Here is a 21,711-nt window from a genome sequence, read left to right on the forward strand (position 1 = left end):
TTTATTCCTCCACCTGCTCCAAGGTTATCCGTCCCAGCTTAGCGCTGCGAAATTCATCCAGAACAGCTGCCGCAGCACGTTCTGTATTGACCACACCTCCCGCCATCAGCATTCCGCGGTTTTTCCCGATCGTCTCAAGAAGTTCATAACCGGGTTTTTCAGAAAGGGAAGATTCCTCCAGACGATACCGCTCACAGAGAGCATGGGGCGCTACCTCCACCAGCGTTTCCAAAAGACGCGACGCCAGTGTTTCCGTATCCACCACTTCATCCTTCACCGCACCGGTAAAGGCAAGGTGTTCTCCAACCAGCTTATCTTCAAATTTTGGCCAGAGAACTCCCGGTGTATCCAGAAGCTCAAAGCCTTTCCCGATAGAAAACCATCTGTTTTCGCGCGTTACACCGGGACGATCCGCAACAGCGGCCTTGCCGCCGCGGCAAAGCTTGTTGATCAAAGAGGATTTCCCCACATTAGGAATCCCCACCACCATCACGCGAATGGTTCTGCCGACCATTCCTTTACTTTCCCATACCGCAATTCTATCACGGAGTACCTCGCGCACCAGCGGAACAAAGCTGTTCAGCCCTTTTCCAGATCGGCAGTCTACCGCAATCGCAGGGGTTCCCTGATCACGATACCGCTGCAGCCATCGCTTTGTCTCTTCCGGATCCGCCATATCGCTCTTATTCATAAGAATCACGCGGGGCTTTCCCTGAATCAGCTTGTGCAGAACAGGATTCCGGCTGGAAACCGGTACTCTGGCGTCCACAATTTCCGCAACAGCATCCACAAGACGAATGCATTTTTCCATTTGCCGCTTTGTGCGCGTCATATGCCCTGGAAACCACTGGATTGAAACGGCTTCCGTTTCACGGGCGGCGGTTTCTTTTTTGATCATACTCGATATTCAGCCTTTCTAATACTCAAGTCTCATGTAATTTTTCCAAATCGCTGGAAGGGAAACACGATCCATTCCGCTTTCCCCATGATATAACGCTCATCCACCATGCCAACATCCTTGCTGCGGCTGTCATTGGAGACTGCGCGGTTATCCCCCAGTACAAACACATGACCCTCCGGAACTGTAAGCGGATATGTGTAGTCTGAACTCTGGGTGGTCGTTCCATTTTTCAAATATGCGCTTTCATCAAGCGCTTTCCCATCCACATAAACAATCCCCTGTTCAAAGTCAATATCCACTGTCTCCCCCTCGGTGGCGATAATCCGTTTAATAATTGGCTGTGTCAACCCCTGTGTACGGGTAATGACCACAATATCCCCAGCCTGCGGCTTGTGCAGTAGCATGGAAATCAGAACCCGATCGTTAGATTCCAATGTGGGAAGCATGGATGGGCCGCTCACATTTACCACACGGAAGAAAAAGGTAAAAATAACAACCAGAATAATGATAGCTGAAATCAGGGCTTCAATCCATTCATAACAATTTTGGACAAGTGGACCAAAGCTGGGCTTGATTTTGCGGTTTTTTGCCGCGTTGGCATACTCCTGCAAGGCGACTCCCCCGTTCCCGTTTTCTCAGTTTCCGCCGAAAGCAAACTGCACTTTTCCAATGACATACCGCTCATCCACCATCCCCAAATCAGAAGAACGGCTGTCGGTGGAATAGGCACGATTGTCACCCAATACGAACACACAGCCCTCAGGAACGGTTTGAGGGAATTGAATATCATAGCTGTATGTTCCAACAGAAGGATCCAGATACGCACTTTCATCAATGGGTTGTCCATCCACACAAACAGCGCCGAACGCATCAAAATCCACCGTTTGTCCTTCTGTGGCAATCACACGTTTGATAACAAATTCATTCAAGTTGGTGTTAGTCGCATCAATCACAACCACATCGCCCACAGAGGGCTGGTAGCCAATCGCCTGTACAATCACGCGCGTACCTTCCGTATAATTGGGAAGCATGGAATCTCCCTTTACTTCATTAACACGAAGAATAAAGGTAAAGAGAATCATTGCAATAATGACCGCTGAACACAGCGCTTCAAACCATTCATAAATGGCAAGAACTCCTTTAGAATGAACAGTGGGGTGATCCTGAGATTGTTGTGTCATAAAATCAAACCTCCGGTTTCTGTGGGCTCCAAAGGCAAAAGCCTCAAAAGACAATAACGCTATAAAGAAAAAAAGGGACATGACCATGTCCCTTTTCCCGCATGATTATTTAATCTGCTCTTTGACCTTCGCGGCCTTACCGACTCTGTCACGCAGGAAGTACAGCTTCGCTCTGCGGACACGGCCCTTACGGACAATGGAGACGGCCTTCACGTTGGGAGAATGGAGGGGGAATACTCTCTCCACGCCAACGCCATAGGAAACGCGGCGAACAGTGAAGGTTTCGGAAATACCGCTGCCTTTGCGGGCAATCACAGTACCCTCAAACACCTGAATTCTCTCGCGCTCACCCTCACGGATGTTCACGTCGATACGAATCGTGTCGCCAATGTCAAACTGAGGAATCTCAGCCTTGACGGAATCCTGAGCAATCAATTTCAATGCGTCCATTTCATTTCCTCCTAGTTTTCAGACATTCATGCGCACGATCACACGGCCGCAGAGGACTGTCCGCTTCAATGTCACGGAATATTCCGGGCATGAACCCCACCGGAAAACCGGCGGCATCCGAAATGCTTATATATGATACCACATGACACATGTTTTCGCAAGTAGCAAATTGCCGGTTTATTCGAATATTTTTCGATCCGCGTCATATAAATTGGTTCTTACGGAGCGACAGAAAAACATTGCCTCCTGCTGGGCGGTAAGCGCCTCCGTCAAAAGAAACGGAGAAATGTTCTTTTCACTCCCTGCTGGCAGAAAGAGACTCAGCTTGAGAGTCTCCTTTTCCTGAGAAGCTGACAACTCTTCCAGATACGGTTTGAGATCAAAATGAGCCATTCCGCTTTTGGTATGCTTGTCCACAGGGATTTCCGGTTGTGCCAATAAAGCATTCAGCTTTTCCGCAAGCTCCTCCACACTCCCCTGCTCCGGTTCCAAACGCAGACGATAGGAAGCCCAGGCGATTTTCCCTGGTTTCATTTTCGGCTCTGTGACCGCAATCACAGGCAAAGTTGCGGGCAAAGAGCGGATCAAGCGCTCCTGCACCTCTTCCATGGTAATCTGTTCTTCCTCAATTTTAATATCGACCGATTCCCTCGCGCCCTCCATGCCAAGCGGAAGCGGAAGGGCAAACACCATATGCGCCCGGGGATTGAATCCCTGTGTATACCACAGGGGAATTCGGGAACGATGCAGTGCACGGGCCATGCAATGCGTCAAATCCAAATGGGAAATGTAGCAAGCCGCCCCCGTCTTACGAAACCAGACTCTAACGGTTTTCATAGCAAATCCCTCCCTGGAAGCAGGCTGCCCCACAGGCGGAGCATTTTTCCCGGCAATTCGGTGTAGTAGACGCCGCATACGCTTTTTCACATTCCCTGCGGAAAAATTCTTTGGAAACACCATAATCCAGGTGGTCCCATGGCAGAATTTCATCAAAGCTGCGGCGCCGGTTTGCATAGAATTCAGGAGACACTCCGCAAGCCTCAAAAGCCTGCCGCCAGCGAGCAAGTGAAAAATAATCGTTCCACCCGTCAAACTTACAGCCCAACCGGTGCGCTTCCAGCAACACGGGACCAAGCCTGCGATCTCCTCTGGCAAACACAGCCTCCATAAAGCTGGTGTCTGCATCGTGATAATTGCAGATGATTTTGCGTGTTGTCACAGAGCTTACCAGATGCCGCTGTTTTTCATGAAGCATTTCAATAGTATCTTGTGGCTCCCATTGGAAGGGTGTGAACGCTTTGGGCACAAAACCGGACGCGCTCAATGTCACAGAAACACCCTTCCCCTTCTTTTTGTTGGGATTTGCATAGAAAGCGTCAACCACTTTCTGTCCCAGAGCGGCAATCCCCGCCACATCATCCAATGTCTCAGTCGGAAGCCCGATCATAAAATACAGCTTAACCGAGCTCCATCCACCGGAAAAAGCAGTGGTTACGGTTTTCATCAGCTCTTCCTCTGTGACGTTTTTATTAATCACATCACGCAAGCGCTGTGTACCGGCCTCCGGTGCGAAGGTCAGACCGCTGCGCCGCACAGAACTGATCTTGTCCATCACCTCTGTGGAAAAATTATCTACACGCAGAGAAGGAAGAGAAATACCTGTTTTTTCTTCTTTTGTCCAGGTCAGAAGCTCGTCCAGCAGTGAATTGAGTTTAGAATAATCGCTGGTGCTGAGCGAGGAAAGAGAAATCTCATCATACCCCGTTGTCTCACAGAGTGAACGGCATTGCCGGTTGACAGTTTCCACCGATTTCTCGCGCAAGGGGCGGTACAGGAAACCTGCCTGACAAAAACGGCAGCCGCGAATGCAGCCGCGAAACACTTCCGCTACCGCGCGATCGTGTACGATTTCAAGATAGGGAACCACAAAGCTTTTCGGGAAAAAAGACTGATCCATCTGAAGCATCAAACGCTTAGTCACTTTCTTCGGTGCTCCACTGTGCGGTGTGACAGATGCGATTGTCCCATCCTCACCATACTTGACCTCATACAGAGAAGGAACATACACGCCGGGGATATGTGCTGCCTCCCGCAGAAACTCTTCGCGAGAGGAGCCCTTCTTTTTATGCGCACGGTACAGCTCCACCAGTTCGCAGTCCATCTCTTCACCCTCTCCAAGAAAGAAGAGGTCGACAAAATCCGCAAGCGGTTCCGGGTTGCAGGCACATGGCCCGCCTGCAACCACCAGTTGGGACAATCCGCGCCGTTCCGAGGCAAGAAGAGGCACCCCAGCTAAATCCAACATATTCAATACATTGGAATAGCTTAACTCATATTGCAGCGTAAATCCAATGATATCGAAATCCTTGACAGGATCACCGCTTTCCAGTGCATAAAGAGGAATATCTCTTTCACGCATCAGTGCTTCCATATCCGTCCAGGGCGCAAAGACACGCTCACACCACACGCCCTCCATCCGGTTCAGACAGCTATACAGGATCTTCATGCCAAGGTGCGACATACCGACTTCATAAATATCGGGAAAACAAAACGCAAAACGAATGTCAACTGCATCTTTGTCCTTGATAACGCTGTTAAGCTCTCCACCTACATATCGTCCTGGTTTTTGAACTTTTAAAAGTATTTTTTCAAGACCGGGAACCATTCCATTTCTCCTATTCTACAGAAATCTTCGTTCATTCGAGCGGATCTAAGCCGCAAAATTTGCGATGCTTTTTATTATAACGGAATCTCACCTGGATTGCAATGCGTTTCACTGCTCTTTGCTGTCTTTCCGCTGATGTATCCGCATTTCCAAAGACTGCTGCTCCTGCTCCAGAAGACGAATCCGGGAAAACAATTCGGAAAAGAGCGGCTCTGACTCCCGACGGTATTTTTCCCAGCAGCACCGCCCTATTTTCACATATAGTTCGCGAATCTCACGACGGATTTGCCACAGCCTTCCCTGCGCGGATGCCTGATCTCCCCATTTTTTCACCTGACACGCCGCTTTGCGCCCTCCCTGTTCCGCCACTTGTTTCAGTTGGTTCCATATGTCGTCCATCAGACAATCCCCTTTCTTTGTTAAACTTGCGAAAAGCAGTCAGAAAAAACGTCCCTGTTTCAGCAACAGCCCTGCCAAATAGAAGGTAACAAGCAGCAGAGAGATATTGTAGCGGGAGCGAAACAGGATCAAAAACGAACATGCCGCCAAAGGAATCAAGATAAAAAAAGAAACCCATTGCACAAAGCGTCCCGCACGCTCCACACCAAAGCGAGAACTAAGAAGAGAAAACAACAGCTGACCTCCGTCAAAAGATTCTACTGGAAGCAGATTCATCAACGCTAACAAAAGATTTCCCTGAAAAAAGAGAGTATGTCCTGCACCGCCCATCCAACACAGTACGCAAAGAAACAGGTTAGTCAGAGGTCCAGATACAGAAACCAGCGCATCCTGCATATAACCGACCTGTCTGTTCTCCTTTCGAACCATTGCAACACCAAATGGAGTAAAACGGAATTCCTTCACAGGAATCCCCAGGAAATGCATGGATACGAGATGCCCCATCTCATGACAGAATGCAGCCGCAAGTCCAGCAAAAGCAGCCCCTTTTTCATCGCAAAACAGTAAAAACGCCAGCAATGCGGTAAATAGAAAATCTACTGTAACATGGCGTCCAAAAAGAGAAAATCTCATTCTGCTTGAGAGGATGAGGCAGGTGCATCAGAAGAAACGTTTCCGACGCTTTCTTGTTTTTCGGGAAGTAAATCCAAAAAACGTGTTTCCACCTCTTCCCAATCCTCCTGTGCCACAATGCTGCTGTTCAGATGCTCCCAATACCAGCTTTTGACCGTATCCAGCACTTGCCCTCCCACCAAACGCAAAATCAATACAGCCGCCAAAACAATCCCGCAGGCGGTAAGCTGCACCAGCAAAAGAAGCGAACCTGTTTGATGAGGTGGGCGCTTTTTCTTTGGAATCCGCCGCATTTCGTGATATTTTTCATCCCACTCCATTTCCTGTTCGTGCTGCATCTCTTGAACCATGTGATTCCCTCCATCCTGTATTTTCAAAGCATTGTTTTTTCATGCCCTGTCATATGGATATGCGGAAAAACGGAAAAAAGTCTTGTTGAAACGAAAAAAGACAGGCACGGAAAACCGTACCTGTCTTTTCTTTGAAAAACTGAAATTACGCGTTCTTGGACTTGATGTATTCATCAATGGACTTGGCTGCCTTTTTGCCGCCGCCCATCGCGAGAATAACTGTCGCAGCACCGCTCACGGCATCTCCGGCCGCATAAACGCCCGGCAGGCTGGTGGCCATAGTTTCTTCATCAGCCACAATGCAGCCGCGGCGGTTCACCTCAAGGCCGGAGGTGTTGGCGGGAATCAGCGGATTCGGGCTGTTGCCGATGGCGATGATCGCACAATCCACGGGAAGCTCAAAATTGGATCCCTGCTTCTCGATCGGACGGCGGCGGCCCGAAGCGTCCGGCTCTCCCAGCTCCATTTCCACACATTCAATCGAGCATACCTTGCCGGATTCGTCTCCATGGATGGCGACCGGGTTCGTCAGCAGACGGAACTCGATTCCCTCCTCCTTGGCATGATGAATCTCCTCCGCACGGGCAGGCATTTCCGCTTCACTGCGGCGGTAGACAATGTAAACATGTTCCGAACCGAGACGCTTCGCCGTACGGGCCGCGTCCATGGCAACGTTGCCGCCGCCGACAATCGCAGCATTCTTCGGGCGCAGAATCGGGGTATCGTATTCCGGGCGATACGCCTTCATCAGGTTCACACGCGTCAGGAACTCATTGGCGGAATAGGTCCCCACCAATCCTTCTCCGGGAATATGCATGAAATTCGGCAAACCCGCGCCGCTTCCAATAAAGATCGCTTCAAAACCATCGGCAAACAGTTCGTCAAGGGTAAGCACCTTGCCGATCACCATGTCGGTCAGAATGGTAACACCCTTGGCGCGCAGGCCGTCAATTTCTTTTTGTACAATTTCTTTCGGCAGACGAAACTGCGGAATTCCATACATCAGAACGCCGCCTGCTGTGTGAAGCGCTTCGTAAACCGTGACCTCATATCCCATATTGGCGAGATCGCCCGCGCAGGTCAAGCTGGCCGGTCCTGCTCCAATCACAGCCACCTTGTGGCCATTCTGCTGAGGCTTTTTGGGGGCTTCCTTGCTGTTGGCCATATGCCAGTCCGCAACAAAGCGCTCCAACCGGCCAATTCCCACCGGCTCCCCTTTGATTCCGCGCACACATTTGCTCTCGCACTGTGTTTCCTGCGGGCAAACGCGGCCGCACACAGCCGGCAGAGAAGTTGCCTTCGTCAGAACCTGATAAGCTTCTTCAAACTCACGATTTGCAACATGAGCAATAAACTCCGGGATCGGAACCATGACAGGACACCCAGTTACACAAGGTTTATTTTTGCAATTCAGACAGCGCTGAGCCTCTCCCACTGCCATTTCCTCTGTGTAACCAAGAGCCACTTCTTCGAAATTATGATTGCGCACGTCCGGCTTCTGCTCCGGCATCGGCGTCTTTGTCATCGTCATATTCGGCATTTCTGTTCCCTCCGCTTACTGCTCTGCCTGCTGCATCAGTCGGCAGTTGAATTCACGGGTAGATTCCCGTTCCAGCTCCGCATAGGTTTTGGCGCGTTTCATCACTTCATCAAAATCAACCAAATGCCCATCGAAATCGGGGCCGTCCACACAAGCAAACTTGGTCTCTCCGCCAACCGTTACACGGCAGCCGCCGCACATTCCCGTACCATCGATCATAATACTGTTCATACTGATGATGGTCTTGATCCCGTACTCTTTCGTCAGATTGCAAACTGCCTTCATCATCGGCAGCGGCCCAATCGCCACAACAAGATCATATTTGGCTCCGGCTTCTATATTCTGCTTCAAAGCGTCTGTAACGAAGCCCTTATGACCATTGGAACCGTCATCTGTCATCAGATAAAGCTGATCGCTTGCCGCTTTCATCTCATCTTCAAGAATAATGATATCCTGGCTGCGGAAGCCGGCGATCATGTCCACCTTTGCTCCCAAAGCATGCAGCGCTTTGGCCTGGGGATACGCAATCGCGCAGCCTGCCCCGCCTCCAATTACAGCTGCATAGTGGTAGCCTTCCAGCTCGGAAGCTTTCCCAAGAGGGCCGATAAAGTCAAGGATAGAATCTCCCTCTTCCAGGGTATCCAGCAAAAGTGTGGTTTTGCCCACCTTCTGGAAAATGATATCCACGGTACCGGCTTCTCTGTCGTAATCTGCAATCGTCAGCGGAATCCGCTCTCCATATTCATTGACACGCAGAATAATAAACTGACCCGCCTGTGCCTTTTTAGCAACATAGGGTGCCTGCACGCGCATCTGCGTCATACTGTCATTCAAACGCTTTTTCTGAACAATCTGAAACATCTGTCAATTCCCCCGTTATCCCGATCGTATTCTGATAGATACCATCTTGTTTATTATACGGGGAAACCATCTGTTTTGCAAGATCTATCTGAAAAAAACCTTTTTTCCGTAAAATACAACGATTTTTCAGGCTTGAAAACAGAATGTTTTCAAATAATTGAAGGACAATCTTCTTTTTCCTTCAAAATAAAGGCTTCTCTGCTTTTTGTCACCAAACCCGCTCCTGCCGTATAGTATGAAAGCAGAAAAAAGAGAGGCGGTGAAAGGATGAGAGGGAGACGGTGCTGCAAGGCTCCGTGTGTCATTGCGTTTGGGATTGGGCTGATGATTTCTTGCTTCTGTCCCAGCGGCCTTCTGTTTTTCCTGATCTCGGCTATCCTGATCTGGTTAGGATTCTGCCTAATCCGCCGTTAGGGCGTGTTTAAAACAGACCCTAAACTCTCGAGTTATGCGAAAGGCAGGTACTTATTATGAAGGTTGTCGTCGTTAGAAGCTCAAAATTCATTGGTTTCTTCCTTCGCAAAATGTTTCATATCCGCAGAAATGAGTTTTGAGCAAGCGCCCCGCCGTTCAAATTTCAGGAACGGCGGGGCGTTTTCTGCATATCTGCAGGATCCGGCGAATAAATTGGGGTAGAAACAGAAAAGGGAGGATGCCTTTTATGGACTATACGGCGCAAAGAAACCCACTGAGCATCATTGAACTGCTCTATGACGGATGCCAGGAGCAATCAGTCGACCTGGATATCTCACTGCCCGATTACTGCCCGGATATCCAGAAAATCTTGAAGTGTCAGGTCTATCCCCGGATTCTTGATCGCACTCTTGCGGGCGATCATATCGAAGTCAGCGGAACCTATACCGTCAAAATATTATATCTGGATGCTGTAAATGGAACAATCCGCTGCTGTGAAAGCGGTTCACCATTTTCCTGTGTTATCCCCATGAAAAAAAATATTGAGCGCGGCAAAATCAAAGCCTTTGCCCGCGTAGAATACATCAACTGCCGTGCGGCCAGCTCCCGCAGGCTGGATGTGCACGGCTCCTTTTCCATCTGTGTCAAGGTATATGGAAGCGCGGACTGTGAGGCCGTCTGCTCGATTGTGGGAGACGATATTGAGCAGCGCACGCTGGAGATCCCCTTCAGCCGCATGTCTGCTTTCTGTGTGCAGAACTTTCATGTGGAGGAAGTCCTGGAACTGCCTGGAACAAAGCCGGAAGCCGAAACGCTTTTACACAGCAGTGCAGTCGTTAACATGCAGGACTATAAGGTCATTCAAAACAAACTTATGGTCAAAGGAGATGTCACACTCCATCTTCTCTATGCCTCCCCCTCAGAGGAATATTCTCTGGAAACGATGGAGTACGCCATTCCCTTTACCCAAATGCTTGACTGTGATGGAATCTCGGAGGAGGATCGGAGCGACGTTCGGCTGTCTGTGATCGGAACCGATGTACAAATTAAAAACGATTATTCCGGTGGGAAAGTATTTTTCGACGCTCAGATCCGCTTATGCGCTGACATCACTGCCTATCAGAACAAGCAGACCACCATTGTATCTGATGCCTATTCCCGCAGCTATGAAATGGCATTGGAATATCAGCAGAAAAACGCGGAAGAACTCACAGAAATTTTCGGAGACAGTATGATGAAAAAGGTTTCCTTCCCCATGGAACAGGAAGTCAGCAAAGTGATCGATGTGTGGAGCGAGCTGTGTTCCGTTTCTCCCTCCAAAGAAGAAAACGGTTTGATTTTGGAGGGAAAATTCAGCATCTGCATGTTGGCATTTTGCTCTGATGGAAAGCCCTTTTATTTTGAACGTCTCGCAGATTTTCAGTACAAACGTCCCTTCGCCGGAGACGGTGAACTCCGCTGTGATGTGGACGCTTCCATTGCAGGCCTAAGCTACCGTATCACAGGGAACGAGCTGGAAATCAAAGCGGAGATCTCTGTGTCTGGTTCTGTATTTTCCCGCCGCTCCTGCCGGATGGTGGAAGCTGCACATGCCGATGAAACAAAGCCCAGGGAACGTGATCGTTCCGCAGCACTGATTTTGTATTATGCGGAGGCTGGGGAAGCATTATGGGATATCGCCAGACTGTACTGCACCTCTATGGAGGCCATCCAGCGGGAAAATGGGCTGGAATGTGAAAAGATGGATTCTAAGGGAATGCTTCTGATTCCCATGCAGGCAAATTGAGGGGGGAAGGAAAATGGAAGATCGCAGCATTTACCGTGATATTGCGGAACGTACCAACGGCGATATCTATATTGGCGTAGTAGGCCCTGTCAGAACCGGAAAATCCACGTTTATCAAAAAATTTATGGATACCATCGTCCTGCCAAACATGGAGGAGGAGCACCGGCGCGGGCGAGCGGTAGATGAGATGCCGCAATCTGCCGCAGGACGCACCATCATGACAACAGAACCCAAATTTATTCCGGAACAGGCGGTAAACGTGCGGATCGATGACTGTGCGGCTTTTTCTGTTCGGCTGATCGACTGTGTGGGGTACATTGTACCAAGCGCTCTTGGATACATTGAAAATGATCAACCCCGCATGGTGATGACTCCATGGTATGAGGAGCCGATCCCCTTTAATATGGCAGCTGAGATCGGAACAAAAAAAGTCATTACCGAACACTCCACTATCGGCCTTGTCATCACAACGGACGGATCGATCAGCGATATTCCCCGTGAAGAATACGAGGAAGCCGAGGAACGTGTGATCAATGAGCTTAAGGAAATCAACAAGCCTTTTATCGTCATTTATAACTGTGTGGAACCAGACGCTGAGGCTTCTCAAAATGCTGCTGCCGCTCTTTCCGCGAAATACGGTGTGCCCGTGCTCCCCATTAACTGTCTGGAAGCCGAGGAAAGTCAAATTCGGCAGATACTGTCACAAATCCTATATGAATTTCCTGTGCGGGAAATCAGCATCGAGATGCCCAAATGGATTTCCAGCCTGGAAACGGATCATTGGCTTCGTTCCTCCGTTTACAGCGCCATTCAGCAGGCCGCCGGAAAACTCCAGCGCATCCGGGAGCTGAGTGACGCCATCAATCAGATTGAAAGATGTGAGTATGTAACAGACGCTGCTATTGAAAAGATCGAGCTGGGCAGCGGACGCACAAAACTGAATGTTTCCCTTCAGCCCAATTTGTTCTACCGTGTCCTGGGAGAGCGCACCGGCTTAAGTATCAACGACGAGGGCGAGCTGTTAAGCTGCATGATGGGCTTTGCCCAGATGAAAAAGCAATACGATAAAATCAAAGACGCATACGAGGAGGTGCAGAACACAGGCTATGGCATTGTCATGCCGGGGCTGGAAGAGCTGAGCCTTGAAGAGCCGGAGATTATTCGACAGGGAGGCAAATATGGAATTCGCCTGAAAGCCTCCGCTCCCTCCGTTCACATGATGAAGACACAAATCACAACAGAAGTTACTCCCATTGTGGGTTCGGAGCAGCAGTCGCAGGAACTTGTGGAGTACCTTCTGCGGGAATTCGAGGAAAATCCAGCCAAAATCTGGGAATCCAATATTTTCGGGAAAAGCCTGCATGAGCTGGTCAATGAAGGATTGCATAACAAACTGTATCGTATGCCCTCTGATGCCCGGGATAAACTTCGGGAAACCATCGAACGAATCATCAACGAGGGATGCAGCGGCCTAATCTGTATTATTTTATAAAGCTTGTTTCTCCCTTTTCTGATAAAAAGACGTCCGGAGCGGGATTGCGCCGCGCTCCGGACGTCTTTTTATCTTTCTGTAAGAGGTTACAGCTCTTTGACAATCAAAACAAGAGCCATCCCACTGTGAACTGCAATGGAACAAGGGCTTTCTTCCACCACATTGCTGACTCCCATAGGAAGCTGATGAAGATCGGAAAACAAATCATGATGATCCAGCGGATAACGCATCCCGGCATAACTCACATTGCATATGTTACAAGCATAGGGAAAAACGGAAACTGTAGTGCCAACGGCACAATCCAGCTGTCTCACCTCTCCTGCTCCGATCAGGTAAGCTTCCTCTTTCTCCCCCACCAATACCGCATCACAGCCAAGTTCATGTAAATGATGCAGCACACAAAGATTTCCATAGGAATGATCCAACCTTCCACCCAAACTTCCTGCCAGCACAAACCGACGGAAACCACGCTCCAGACCGGCGTTGACAGCCGCAAGCATATCGGTGTCATCCTTGCGGGGATTCAGTGGAATGACTGGAAGTTCCTTCGGCACCACTCCCTGGAAGGAATCAAAATCACCTACCGCCAAATCCGGACAAATGCCGCATTCCTGTGCCGCCTGAAGCCCTCCATCCGCACAGATCACAAAATCGTTCAGATGATAAACGGAAAGCAAGCTGTGGGGATTTTGCAAGGGAGCCGCTCCGATAATGAGGCACGTTTTTACTTCTTCCATTCCTTCCAATCTTTAACCTCCTGATATAAAGCGCAGTAGCTTTCATGGCGGGAACGGCTGATTTTTCCTTCCCGAACCGCTTCCAGCACTGCACATCCCTTTTCGCAGGTATGGGAGCAGGAAGGAAAACGACATTCACCAAGATATGGTTCAAACTCACGGAAGCAATAAGGAAGCTGTTCCTTTTTCACAACGTCGTAACGCTCCATCTGAATGGCTGAAAAACCAGGAGTATCGGCCACATAGCCCCCACCCTCCAGCTCAAGCAATTCCACTTGACGGGTTGTGTGGCGGCCACGTCCAAGCTTTTTACTGATTTCCCCTGTTTCCAGACAAAAACGGCTGTCAATCTGGTTGAGAAGAGTTGATTTTCCCACACCGGAATTTCCGGTGAAAGCTGTGATTTTCCCTCGCAGCAGCTCCCGAACCTCCGCCACCCCTTCGCCGGTGGAGGACGAAACCTGAATGACGGGAAAACCAATCGGCTCGTAAATCTCCCGAAGCCACTGTGCCTGTTCCAGATCCACTTTGGAAATCACCAGTACTGGAGCAATTCCTTTATCCTCAGCAGCTGCGATAATTTTGTCAATCACAAGCGTGCTTGGAGCTGGATCACAGGAAGCCGCTACCAGAACCAGCTGATCCAAATTGGCAACGGGAGGCCGAACCAAAGAATTTCTGCGCGGCAGAATCTCCTCTATTACAGGAGACTGGTTTTCTTCTATCAACAGCCTGACACGATCTCCCACCAAAGGAGTGACAGAATTTTTACGAAACACTCCTCTGGCTTTACACTCATAAACCATACCAGGAAGAGTGGAATCACCTGTTTCCGTATCGGCTTTGACATAATAGAAACCGCCAATCCCTTTCAGGATCAGGCCTGTCAGCCTGTTCTCACGGTTACTCATCGGAGGGGGTAATCGGCAGAAGCGGATCCGGCTCACTGATAAAGGGATCCTCGGATACCGGAGCAGAAGATTCTGGTTGTGAAGGTGTATCATCAACATACAGGTAAGATTCCTGTAATGTGATTTCACCTGCGTCAAAGTTGAGAGCATACACACGATATTTGGTGCCATTGAGCTCTATCGTGAGCTCCTGCTGTCCTTTACCGCTGAATGTCAGCGTGTATGTGCCGCTGCCATAGGTCGGATTGACAACCTCTTCTTTCACCAGCGTACCATCAATATACGCCTTCAGGGAAAGATCGTAAGAAATATCAGCTGGCAGATCAACCGAAACCTCCAACTGTTTTTCACTTGTTTCACCAGAACTGTACGTCAGATCCACGCTGCTCCCTTTCTCCACCTTGGTTCCAGGAAGCGGCCAGCAATCCACAATCACGCCCTCTTCTTTCCCGGTATCGTCACGCGGAGTAGTATTTCCAACAGACAGACCAACCTCCGACAGTACCTGGCGGGCTGTATCCAAATCAAGGCCAATCAAATTGGAAGGAACAGAAACAGAGGTATCAGCAGGGCCGCTGCTGATATATACCGTTACGCTGGCCCCCTTTGCAATGGATGACTTTGCCGGCGGCTCTGTCCGAACAACTTTTCCCTCTTCCACTGTTTCATCTGAAATATCCACAAACTCGGGGACAAATTCGCGGCTAATGAGAGTAGATTCTGCATCGGAGCGCGAATAATTCGTGACATCCGGGACTTCAACCATCTCTCCTCCTGCGTTCACATAAAGTGTTACGGTTGTCCCTGTACGAACATTCATGTTACCGGAAGGCTTCTGATCCAGGATCTGCCCAATAGCTTCATCGCCGTCGCTCTGAACCTCTTCCTTTTCAAAAATAATCTTACCGGTATACTTCTCATCGTTTACCACATCGTTGTACATTTTCCCAACGAAATCTTCCAGATAGATTTCTGTCTCCTCCTCGGACTCGCATCCGCGAAGCACCGTTGAGATTCCCAACGCCAAAGCCACAATCAGGAAAGCCGCCAAAATTCCCGTTACAATCAGCGGAGCAACACTCTTTTTCTTACCACCTCTTTCCACAACCTCTTCGTATTCGTAATTGTCATTGTATACAGGAGGCTCTGAGCTTTTCACTGTATTGATGGCATCAATATATTTGGTGGGTTTCTCATCCACAAAATATTTGTATTCAAATTTAATGCTGGGATTACGGCGAAATTCCTCAATATCCCGAAGCATTTCGGAAGCAGATTGATACCGGTGAGAGGGTTCCTTCTGCATCGCTTTCATCGTGATCTCTTCCAGTCCCTCAGGGATGGCCGGATTGATTTCGCGCGGAGGCTTCGGATCCGCCTGAAGCTGCATAATTGCCACAGAAACAGCGTTATCCGCTTCAAACGGAAGGCGTCCTGTCAGCATTTCATACAGCATCACGCCAACCGAATAGATATCCGCTTTCTCATCCGTCAGATCACCACGCGCCTGCTCAGGCGCAATATAATGAACAGAACCGATGGTTTTTCCCGTCATAGTACGGGTTTCACTGCGCGAAAAACGGGCAATGCCGAAATCTGTAACCTTAATGGTTCCATCCTGCAGCAGCATGATATTCTGTGGTTTAATATCGCGATGGACAATTCCTTTTTCGTGCGCATGCTGAAGGGCACGAAGAATCTGAATGGTAAAATGAATAGCTTCCTTCCACTTGATTTCACGCTGCTGGCTGAGGTAATCCTTGAGCGTAATCCCATCAATATATTCTTCCACAATATATTGAATGCGATCGCCAAAGCTGACGTCATACACCTTGACAATGTTCGGATGTGACAAAACAGCAATTGCTTTGGATTCATTTTTAAACCGGCGGATAAATTCTTCATTTCCCAAAAATTCATCCTTGAGAATTTTGATGGCAACCGTGCGATCGTCAATGGTATCAAAGGCGCGGTACACATAAGCCATTCCTCCCACGCCAATCAATTCGTGAATCTCATACCGGCCATCCAGCCGCTTTCCCGTGTATTTATCCATTCTCAGTCACTCCCATCAAAAGTCAGTATTTTAAGGCGGCCACTGTAATGTTGTCGCCGCCTCCGCTGTCCTTTGCCATGGAAATCAGCAGATCACAGCATTCTTCCAATTCTCGCACAGACAACCTCAAAATATCCTTTTCCTCTACATAGTTTGTCAGGCCGTCCGTACACAGGAGCAGCCGATCTCCGGCCAGAAGCTCCAGTTCCTGATAATCAATTTCCACTGTAGGCTCTACGCCAAGAACTCGGGTGATGATATTTTTTTGCGGATGAATGCGAGCTTCCTCCTCAGTAATATCCCCATTGCTCACCAGTTCCTGTACAATGGAATGATCCGTAGTAATACGAGTCAGCTTGGAATCAGATGCCAGATAAGCCCGGCTGTCACCCGCATGTGCCAGATAAGCCCGACCATCGCGCACAATGGCAGTCACCACGGTTGTTCCCATTCCCCGAAGGGTTGGATCCGACTGAGCTTGCTGATAAATAGCCCTGTTTGCGTTATAAATGGCGGTGATAATGATATTTTTGATACCTTCCGAAGAAATATTCTTCCAATACGTTGACTTGAATTGCCAGGAGATCCGATCGACCGCAATTTTACTGGCTACATTGCCGCCGTTGGCTCCGCCCATCCCGTCGCACACCACCAGCCAGGCACTTTCCCCAGGCAATTCTCCGTATGCGAAGCGATCCTGATTGGATTTGCGGACCAAGCCGACATCACTTTTCCCGTAAAGCTGCATGAGCAGACTCCTCCTCCTCTATCCGACGGCGAAGCTGACCGCAGGATGCATCTATGTCGGATCCAAGAGTGCGCCGTACGGTTGCGGGGATTCCCTTCTTTTCCAAAATGGAAATAAACCGCTTTTGCCGTTCGGCAGAGCTCTTCTTGTAATGGTTTCCCGTCACATCATTAACAGGAATCAGGTTCACATGGCACAGCATCCCTTCCAAACGGGATGCCAATTCCCGTGCACAGGCGTCACTGTCATTCACACCACTGATCATCGCGTATTCAAAAGAGATCCGTCTCCCTGTTGTTTTCGCATAGGAACGGCAGGCTTTCAGAAGAGCTTCTACATTCCATTTACGATTTACTGGCATTGTTTGATTGCGGATCTCATCGTTCGGTGCATGAAGCGACACGGAAAGTGTAAGCTGCAGATTCTCTTTTTCCAGATCGTAAATCCGATCTACAAGCCCGCAAGTAGAGAGGGAAATATGGCGCATACCAATATTCAGCCCCTCCTCACAGGAGACCAATTGAAGAAACCGCAGAACGTTATCATAATTATCCAGCGGCTCTCCCATACCCATTAATACAATATTGGAAATCCTGCGCCCAGCATCCTTCTGTACCGTTTGAATCTCTGAAAGAATTTCAGAAGCTGTCAGATTACGTGCGTAACCGCTTTTCCCAGTTGCACAAAAGGTACATCCCATCCGGCATCCCACCTGAGTGGAAATACAAATCGACAAACCATGATGATATTCCATCAGAACACATTCTACATGTTCCTCATCATTCAAACGAAGCAGGTACTTCACCGTGCCATCTATTTTGGAGACTTGTTTTCTGGCAACGCTTGCCCCTGCTATGTAAAAGCACTTGGCTAAGCGCTCACGCAAATCTTTTGGCAAATTAGTCATTTCCTCAAAGGAAGAAACTCCCTGTTGAAGCCAGCGAAAAATCTGACCGCTGCGAAAGGAAGGAATCTCCCATTCCTTCAAGGTTTCTTTCAGTTCCTCATAGGTTTTCGACTTAATATCTTCGAGCAAATTCATCTTCCTTTTTCACACATACTGGAACAAGCACTCTGGAGAAGCTCGCATAGACAGTGCACTCAGACTGTCTCCAGCCGAGTAAACAAAGAAACAAAGAATCCATCTGTCCCATGCACAGAAGGAAAAAGGGTAAACTGATTTTCAGGCTCCGGCACGGCACGCGGTATCTCTTTCGAAAAACGGATGGGAAGGGCAGAAAATTCCGGATGTTCCTTCAAAAAGCGATCCGCCACCCCATTGTTTTCTGCCGGATTCAGCGTGCAGGTTGAATACAGCAAAGTTCCGCCGGGTTTCACCAACCGGGCCGCTTCACAAAGAATACGGTACTGCAAATCCGGCAGGCTGTCAAGTGTGGATTTCTCTTTGTATCGGATTTCCGGTTTCCTCCTCAGAATACCAAGTCCGGAGCAGGGAGCATCACAAAGAACTCGATCGGCAGGTATCAACGGTTCTTTCGGAGCCTCTGCATCACGCATCGACGCCTGGATGATGGCAAGACCCAAACGCTCTGCACCGGAAGAAATCAAGCGAACTTTTCCCTTATATTTATCAAAAGCGAGCAGCTCTCCTTGATTATTCATTTCCTCTGCCAATGTGAAAGCCTTTCCCCCAGGAGCGGAGCAGACATCAATCACACGTTCTCCTGGCTTAGCACCCAGCGCACACGCTGCCAGCTGAGAGGAGAGATCCTGCACATGAAACAAGCCTTCACGGAACGTTTCCAGAGAAGCGATAGCTCCCGGCTTTTCCAGTACCAGTGTCGCCGCAGATTGCGGAACACAGTGCGCCATCACTCCCTCTTCCGCCAACCTGTGAATCAATTCCTCCCGATTTGTTCGGATTGTATTGACTCGTATAAAAATTGGAACGGATTTTGACAGACATTCCATAAGAGCGGATGTGACCTCTTTCCCATAAGAAACGGTCCAAAGCTCCAACAGCCAAGCCGGGCAGGAATAACGGATACTGTCATCCGGCCAGGAGAGGGTTTCTTTGCCACGGATCAGACTTCTTAGAACACCATTCACAAATCCGGCTGCTTTTCCTGCACCTTGCTGCTTGGCAAGTTCCACACTTTCACTGACTGCAGCGGAATCCGGAACACGATCCAAAAACAGAATCTGATATGCCCCAAGACGAAGGATTTCAAGCACCTTGGGAGCCAGAGAAGCAAGCGGAAGCTTTGAAAAGCGGGCAATCGCAAAGTCCAATGTGATACGCCGCTCCAGCACCCCATAAAAAAGTGTGGAAGCAAAAGCTGCATCCCGCCCTTTTAACTCATATTTTCGAATGGTTTTATCCATCACCAGGTTGGAGTATCCTGCATTGATATCTACTTGAAGCAAAGCTTGCAGTGCTGCAGTTCTCGCACGGTCCATGATCAGTCGCGCCCCCTGCGGTTTCCTGCTATTGCCAAAAGACGAAGCAATGTCATCAGTGAGGTAAAGGTGGCCGCTACATATGTCATCGCAGCAGCCTTCAAGACCTTTTCCGCCCCCTGCAATTCATTCGGGTACAAGACACCTGCCTGATCCAATGCATGCAGCGCACGGGCACTGGCATTAAATTCCACTGGAAGAGTCACCAGCTGAAACAGCACCATCAGACTGTACAGACCGATTCCGATCAAAACAACAAAATCATACTGTACTGGGAGCAACAAGCCAATAAAAATTAAGGGCATAGACAAGCTGGAACCCAAATTTGTAATGGGAACCAGAAAGCTTCGAATCTTATTCGGCAGATATCCCACCGAATGCTGAATCGCATGGCCTGCTTCATGAGCTGCAACGCCAACTGCCGAAATCGATGAAACACCATACACAGGAGAGGAAAGGCTGATCACCTGTGTGCGTGGATCAAAATGATCCGTTAAACTGCCGGAGATTGCCCGGACGCTGACGCCGCGCACAGAACCGAACCGCAGAACAGCTTCCGCCGCGTCCCGACCGGTCAAAGGCCGGGCAGGCATCACACGCGAATATTTTTGAAATGTAGATTTCACTTTATACTGTGCAAACATGGAGAGCAAAAGAGCCGGCAGCATATAGATAAAATAGGTATAATCAAAGTAATAAAAACCCATTTTCGTACACTTCCTTTCCCAGCTATCTCAAATATCCTGTTACCCCAGAAGTTCTCCTTCCCTCAAAGGGTGCCCCCGAAGAAAATCGCATCCTTTCATGCGCTTTCCTCCCTGATATTGAATTTCTTCCAAGCAGACAGATCCTGCCCCGCAAGATACCAAAAATTCCCCCTGACATACACGGGCGGTTCCAGGCGCTCCTTCCGATCGTTCGCGGCAAGACACCCGGAACACCTTCATTTGCTTGCCGCGAAATACCGTCTGCGCAACTGGCCATGGGCTCATTCCCCGCACCAGATTGTGTATTTCCTTTGCGGAACGTCCCCAATCAATCTGAGCCATTTCCCGGGAAAGCTGAGACGCATATGGTCCCCCATCCTCAGGCTGAGGAATACGGGGAGCGTTCCCTTCCTTGATCGCATCCACGGTTCGAATCAAAAGCTTTGCTCCCATCGCAGCCAAGCGATCAAACAATTCTCCCGCTGTCTCTTCCGGCCCTATCGGAGTTTCTTCCTTAAAAATCATATCGCCGGTGTCCAGTCCTTCTGCCATATACATGGTTGTTACACCGGAAACGGCATCACCATTAAGAACTGCCCATTGAATAGGTGCTGCTCCCCGATAATGGGGAAGTAATGAACCATGCACATTTACGCACCCATACTTCGGCAGATCGAGCACATTTTTAGGAAGCAGCTTTCCATAAGCTACCACTACAATGAGATCCGGCTCATATGCTTTCAGGGAGGAAAAAGCTTCCTCGGTGCGAAGTGTGTTTGGCTGCAGCACCGGAATATCATGCTGCACAGCAAGCTCTTTTACAGGGGGCGGTGTCAGCACATATCCCCGACCCTTCGGTTTATCTGGCTGTGTAAAAACAGCACAGACCTGATCCTTCCCCTCTTCCAACAGCGCCTGAAGGCTGGGAACAGCAAAGTCAGGGGTTCCCATAAATACAATACGCATTATTTCAACTTCTCCAATTCTTCTTCTGTCAGCATGCGGACAGCACGGGTTTTGAAATTAATTCCATCCAGGTGATCGATCTCATGACAGCAGGCATCTGCACGAAATCCTTCGCTCTCCAGCTCAAAAAACTTTCCGTTGCGATCTTGTGCGCGTACTACAACATGATACGGTCGCTTTGTCACACCGTATTCTCCTGGGAACGAAAGGCATCCCTCCATGCACTCCTGTTCTCCGCTTTGTTCCACAAAAACAGGATTTACAAATTCAATCACACCGTCTCCCACATCCACCACCGCGATACGGCGCAAAATGCCAACCTGAGGAGCAGCCAGTCCGACACCGTCTGCATCATGCATGGTCTCTGTCATATCATCGAGAAGAATCCCCAGTTTTTCGTCAAATTTTTCTACGGGGCGGCAAACCTTGGTCAGAATTTCATCCCCATCTTTTACAATGTTTCGTATTGCCATCCATAATCCCTGCTTTCTTT

22 protein-coding genes are annotated in these 21,711 nt (G+C 49.2%); 2 read left to right on the forward strand and 20 right to left on the reverse strand.

What is annotated here, in order from left to right:
• Position 1 precedes the first annotated feature (1 nt).
• From ylqF to B5F35_RS00240, 11 genes are all read right to left on the reverse strand, one after another.
• Positions 2-898: a ribosome biogenesis GTPase YlqF gene (gene ylqF / locus B5F35_RS00190; protein WP_087236899.1), complete on the reverse strand. Its 897-nt coding sequence runs from the start codon at positions 896-898 to the stop codon at positions 2-4.
• 32 nt (positions 899-930) lie between these two features.
• Positions 931-1,512, reverse strand: a complete 582-nt coding sequence (lepB, locus tag B5F35_RS00195) for a signal peptidase I (RefSeq protein ID WP_242969331.1) — start codon at positions 1,510-1,512, stop codon at positions 931-933.
• Between the two features lie 24 nt (positions 1,513-1,536).
• Positions 1,537-2,082, reverse strand: coding sequence for a signal peptidase I (lepB, locus tag B5F35_RS00200; protein ID WP_162611274.1), 546 nt, complete (start codon positions 2,080-2,082; stop codon positions 1,537-1,539).
• A gap of 105 nt (positions 2,083-2,187) precedes the next feature.
• Complete coding sequence (gene rplS, locus B5F35_RS00205) at positions 2,188-2,532, reverse strand: 50S ribosomal protein L19 (protein WP_087236902.1); 345 nt, start codon at positions 2,530-2,532, stop codon at positions 2,188-2,190.
• Positions 2,533-2,709: 177 nt separating this feature from the next.
• Complete coding sequence (locus tag B5F35_RS00210) at positions 2,710-3,369, reverse strand: TIGR03936 family radical SAM-associated protein (protein WP_162611275.1); 660 nt, start codon at positions 3,367-3,369, stop codon at positions 2,710-2,712.
• On the reverse strand, positions 3,356-5,197 hold the full coding sequence (locus B5F35_RS00215) for a TIGR03960 family B12-binding radical SAM protein (protein WP_087236905.1): 1,842 nt from the start codon (positions 5,195-5,197) through the stop codon (positions 3,356-3,358). The genes B5F35_RS00210 and B5F35_RS00215 overlap by 14 nt, the downstream gene beginning before the upstream one ends.
• A gap of 108 nt (positions 5,198-5,305) precedes the next feature.
• A complete protein-coding gene (locus B5F35_RS00220; protein ID WP_087236906.1) occupies positions 5,306-5,596 on the reverse strand; it encodes a hypothetical protein in 291 nt (96 codons plus the stop codon).
• 39 nt (positions 5,597-5,635) lie between these two features.
• Positions 5,636-6,229: a site-2 protease family protein gene (locus B5F35_RS18350; RefSeq protein ID WP_140401109.1), complete on the reverse strand. Its 594-nt coding sequence runs from the start codon at positions 6,227-6,229 to the stop codon at positions 5,636-5,638.
• Complete coding sequence (locus tag B5F35_RS00230) at positions 6,226-6,579, reverse strand: hypothetical protein (RefSeq protein ID WP_087236910.1); 354 nt, start codon at positions 6,577-6,579, stop codon at positions 6,226-6,228. The genes B5F35_RS18350 and B5F35_RS00230 overlap by 4 nt, the downstream gene beginning before the upstream one ends.
• A 145-nt stretch (positions 6,580-6,724) precedes the next feature.
• Positions 6,725-8,119 (reverse strand): NADPH-dependent glutamate synthase, encoded by a 1,395-nt coding sequence (gene gltA / locus B5F35_RS00235; protein ID WP_087236912.1) that lies wholly within the window; start codon positions 8,117-8,119, stop codon positions 6,725-6,727.
• Positions 8,120-8,134: 15 nt separating this feature from the next.
• Entirely contained in the window at positions 8,135-8,980 is an 846-nt protein-coding gene (locus B5F35_RS00240; RefSeq protein WP_087236914.1) for a sulfide/dihydroorotate dehydrogenase-like FAD/NAD-binding protein, read from the reverse strand.
• Between the two features lie 661 nt (positions 8,981-9,641).
• On the opposite strand from B5F35_RS00240, the gene B5F35_RS00245 reads away from it, so the two are divergent.
• On the forward strand, positions 9,642-11,180 hold the full coding sequence (locus B5F35_RS00245) for a DUF3794 domain-containing protein (RefSeq protein WP_162611276.1): 1,539 nt from the start codon (positions 9,642-9,644) through the stop codon (positions 11,178-11,180).
• Positions 11,181-11,193: 13 nt separating this feature from the next.
• Positions 11,194-12,672 (forward strand): stage IV sporulation protein A, encoded by a 1,479-nt coding sequence (gene spoIVA / locus B5F35_RS00250; RefSeq protein ID WP_087236918.1) that lies wholly within the window; start codon positions 11,194-11,196, stop codon positions 12,670-12,672.
• An 86-nt stretch (positions 12,673-12,758) separates the two neighbouring features.
• On the opposite strand, the gene B5F35_RS00255 is transcribed toward spoIVA, so the two are convergent.
• The 9 genes from B5F35_RS00255 to def are packed head-to-tail and all read right to left on the reverse strand — an operon-like array spanning position 12,759 to position 21,691.
• Positions 12,759-13,409, reverse strand: coding sequence for a thiamine diphosphokinase (locus tag B5F35_RS00255; RefSeq protein WP_242969346.1), 651 nt, complete (start codon positions 13,407-13,409; stop codon positions 12,759-12,761).
• Complete coding sequence (gene rsgA / locus B5F35_RS00260; RefSeq protein WP_206423983.1) at positions 13,397-14,320, reverse strand: ribosome small subunit-dependent GTPase A; 924 nt, start codon at positions 14,318-14,320, stop codon at positions 13,397-13,399. The genes B5F35_RS00255 and rsgA overlap by 13 nt, the downstream gene beginning before the upstream one ends.
• Complete coding sequence (gene pknB, locus B5F35_RS00265) at positions 14,313-16,376, reverse strand: Stk1 family PASTA domain-containing Ser/Thr kinase (protein ID WP_087236922.1); 2,064 nt, start codon at positions 16,374-16,376, stop codon at positions 14,313-14,315. Before pknB ends, rsgA begins: the two co-directional genes overlap by 8 nt.
• 22 nt (positions 16,377-16,398) lie before the next feature.
• A complete protein-coding gene (locus B5F35_RS00270; RefSeq protein ID WP_087236924.1) occupies positions 16,399-17,124 on the reverse strand; it encodes a Stp1/IreP family PP2C-type Ser/Thr phosphatase in 726 nt (241 codons plus the stop codon).
• On the reverse strand, positions 17,102-18,166 hold the full coding sequence (gene rlmN / locus B5F35_RS00275) for a dual-specificity RNA methyltransferase RlmN (protein ID WP_087236926.1): 1,065 nt from the start codon (positions 18,164-18,166) through the stop codon (positions 17,102-17,104). Before rlmN ends, B5F35_RS00270 begins: the two co-directional genes overlap by 23 nt.
• 59 nt (positions 18,167-18,225) lie before the next feature.
• A complete protein-coding gene (gene rsmB / locus B5F35_RS00280; RefSeq protein WP_242969332.1) occupies positions 18,226-19,545 on the reverse strand; it encodes a 16S rRNA (cytosine(967)-C(5))-methyltransferase RsmB in 1,320 nt (439 codons plus the stop codon).
• A gap of 2 nt (positions 19,546-19,547) precedes the next feature.
• Entirely contained in the window at positions 19,548-20,252 is a 705-nt protein-coding gene (locus tag B5F35_RS00285) for a zinc metallopeptidase (RefSeq protein ID WP_087236930.1), read from the reverse strand.
• A 39-nt stretch (positions 20,253-20,291) separates the two neighbouring features.
• Positions 20,292-21,218, reverse strand: a complete 927-nt coding sequence (gene fmt / locus B5F35_RS00290; RefSeq protein ID WP_087236932.1) for a methionyl-tRNA formyltransferase — start codon at positions 21,216-21,218, stop codon at positions 20,292-20,294.
• A complete protein-coding gene (gene def, locus B5F35_RS00295) occupies positions 21,218-21,691 on the reverse strand; it encodes a peptide deformylase (RefSeq protein ID WP_087236933.1) in 474 nt (157 codons plus the stop codon). The genes fmt and def overlap by 1 nt, the downstream gene beginning before the upstream one ends.
• Between the last annotated feature and the right edge of the window lie 20 nt (positions 21,692-21,711).

Origin of the sequence: Anaeromassilibacillus sp. An200, from assembly GCF_002160025.1 — a bacterium.
Lineage (GTDB): Bacteria > Bacillota > Clostridia > Oscillospirales > Acutalibacteraceae > Caccousia > Caccousia stercoris.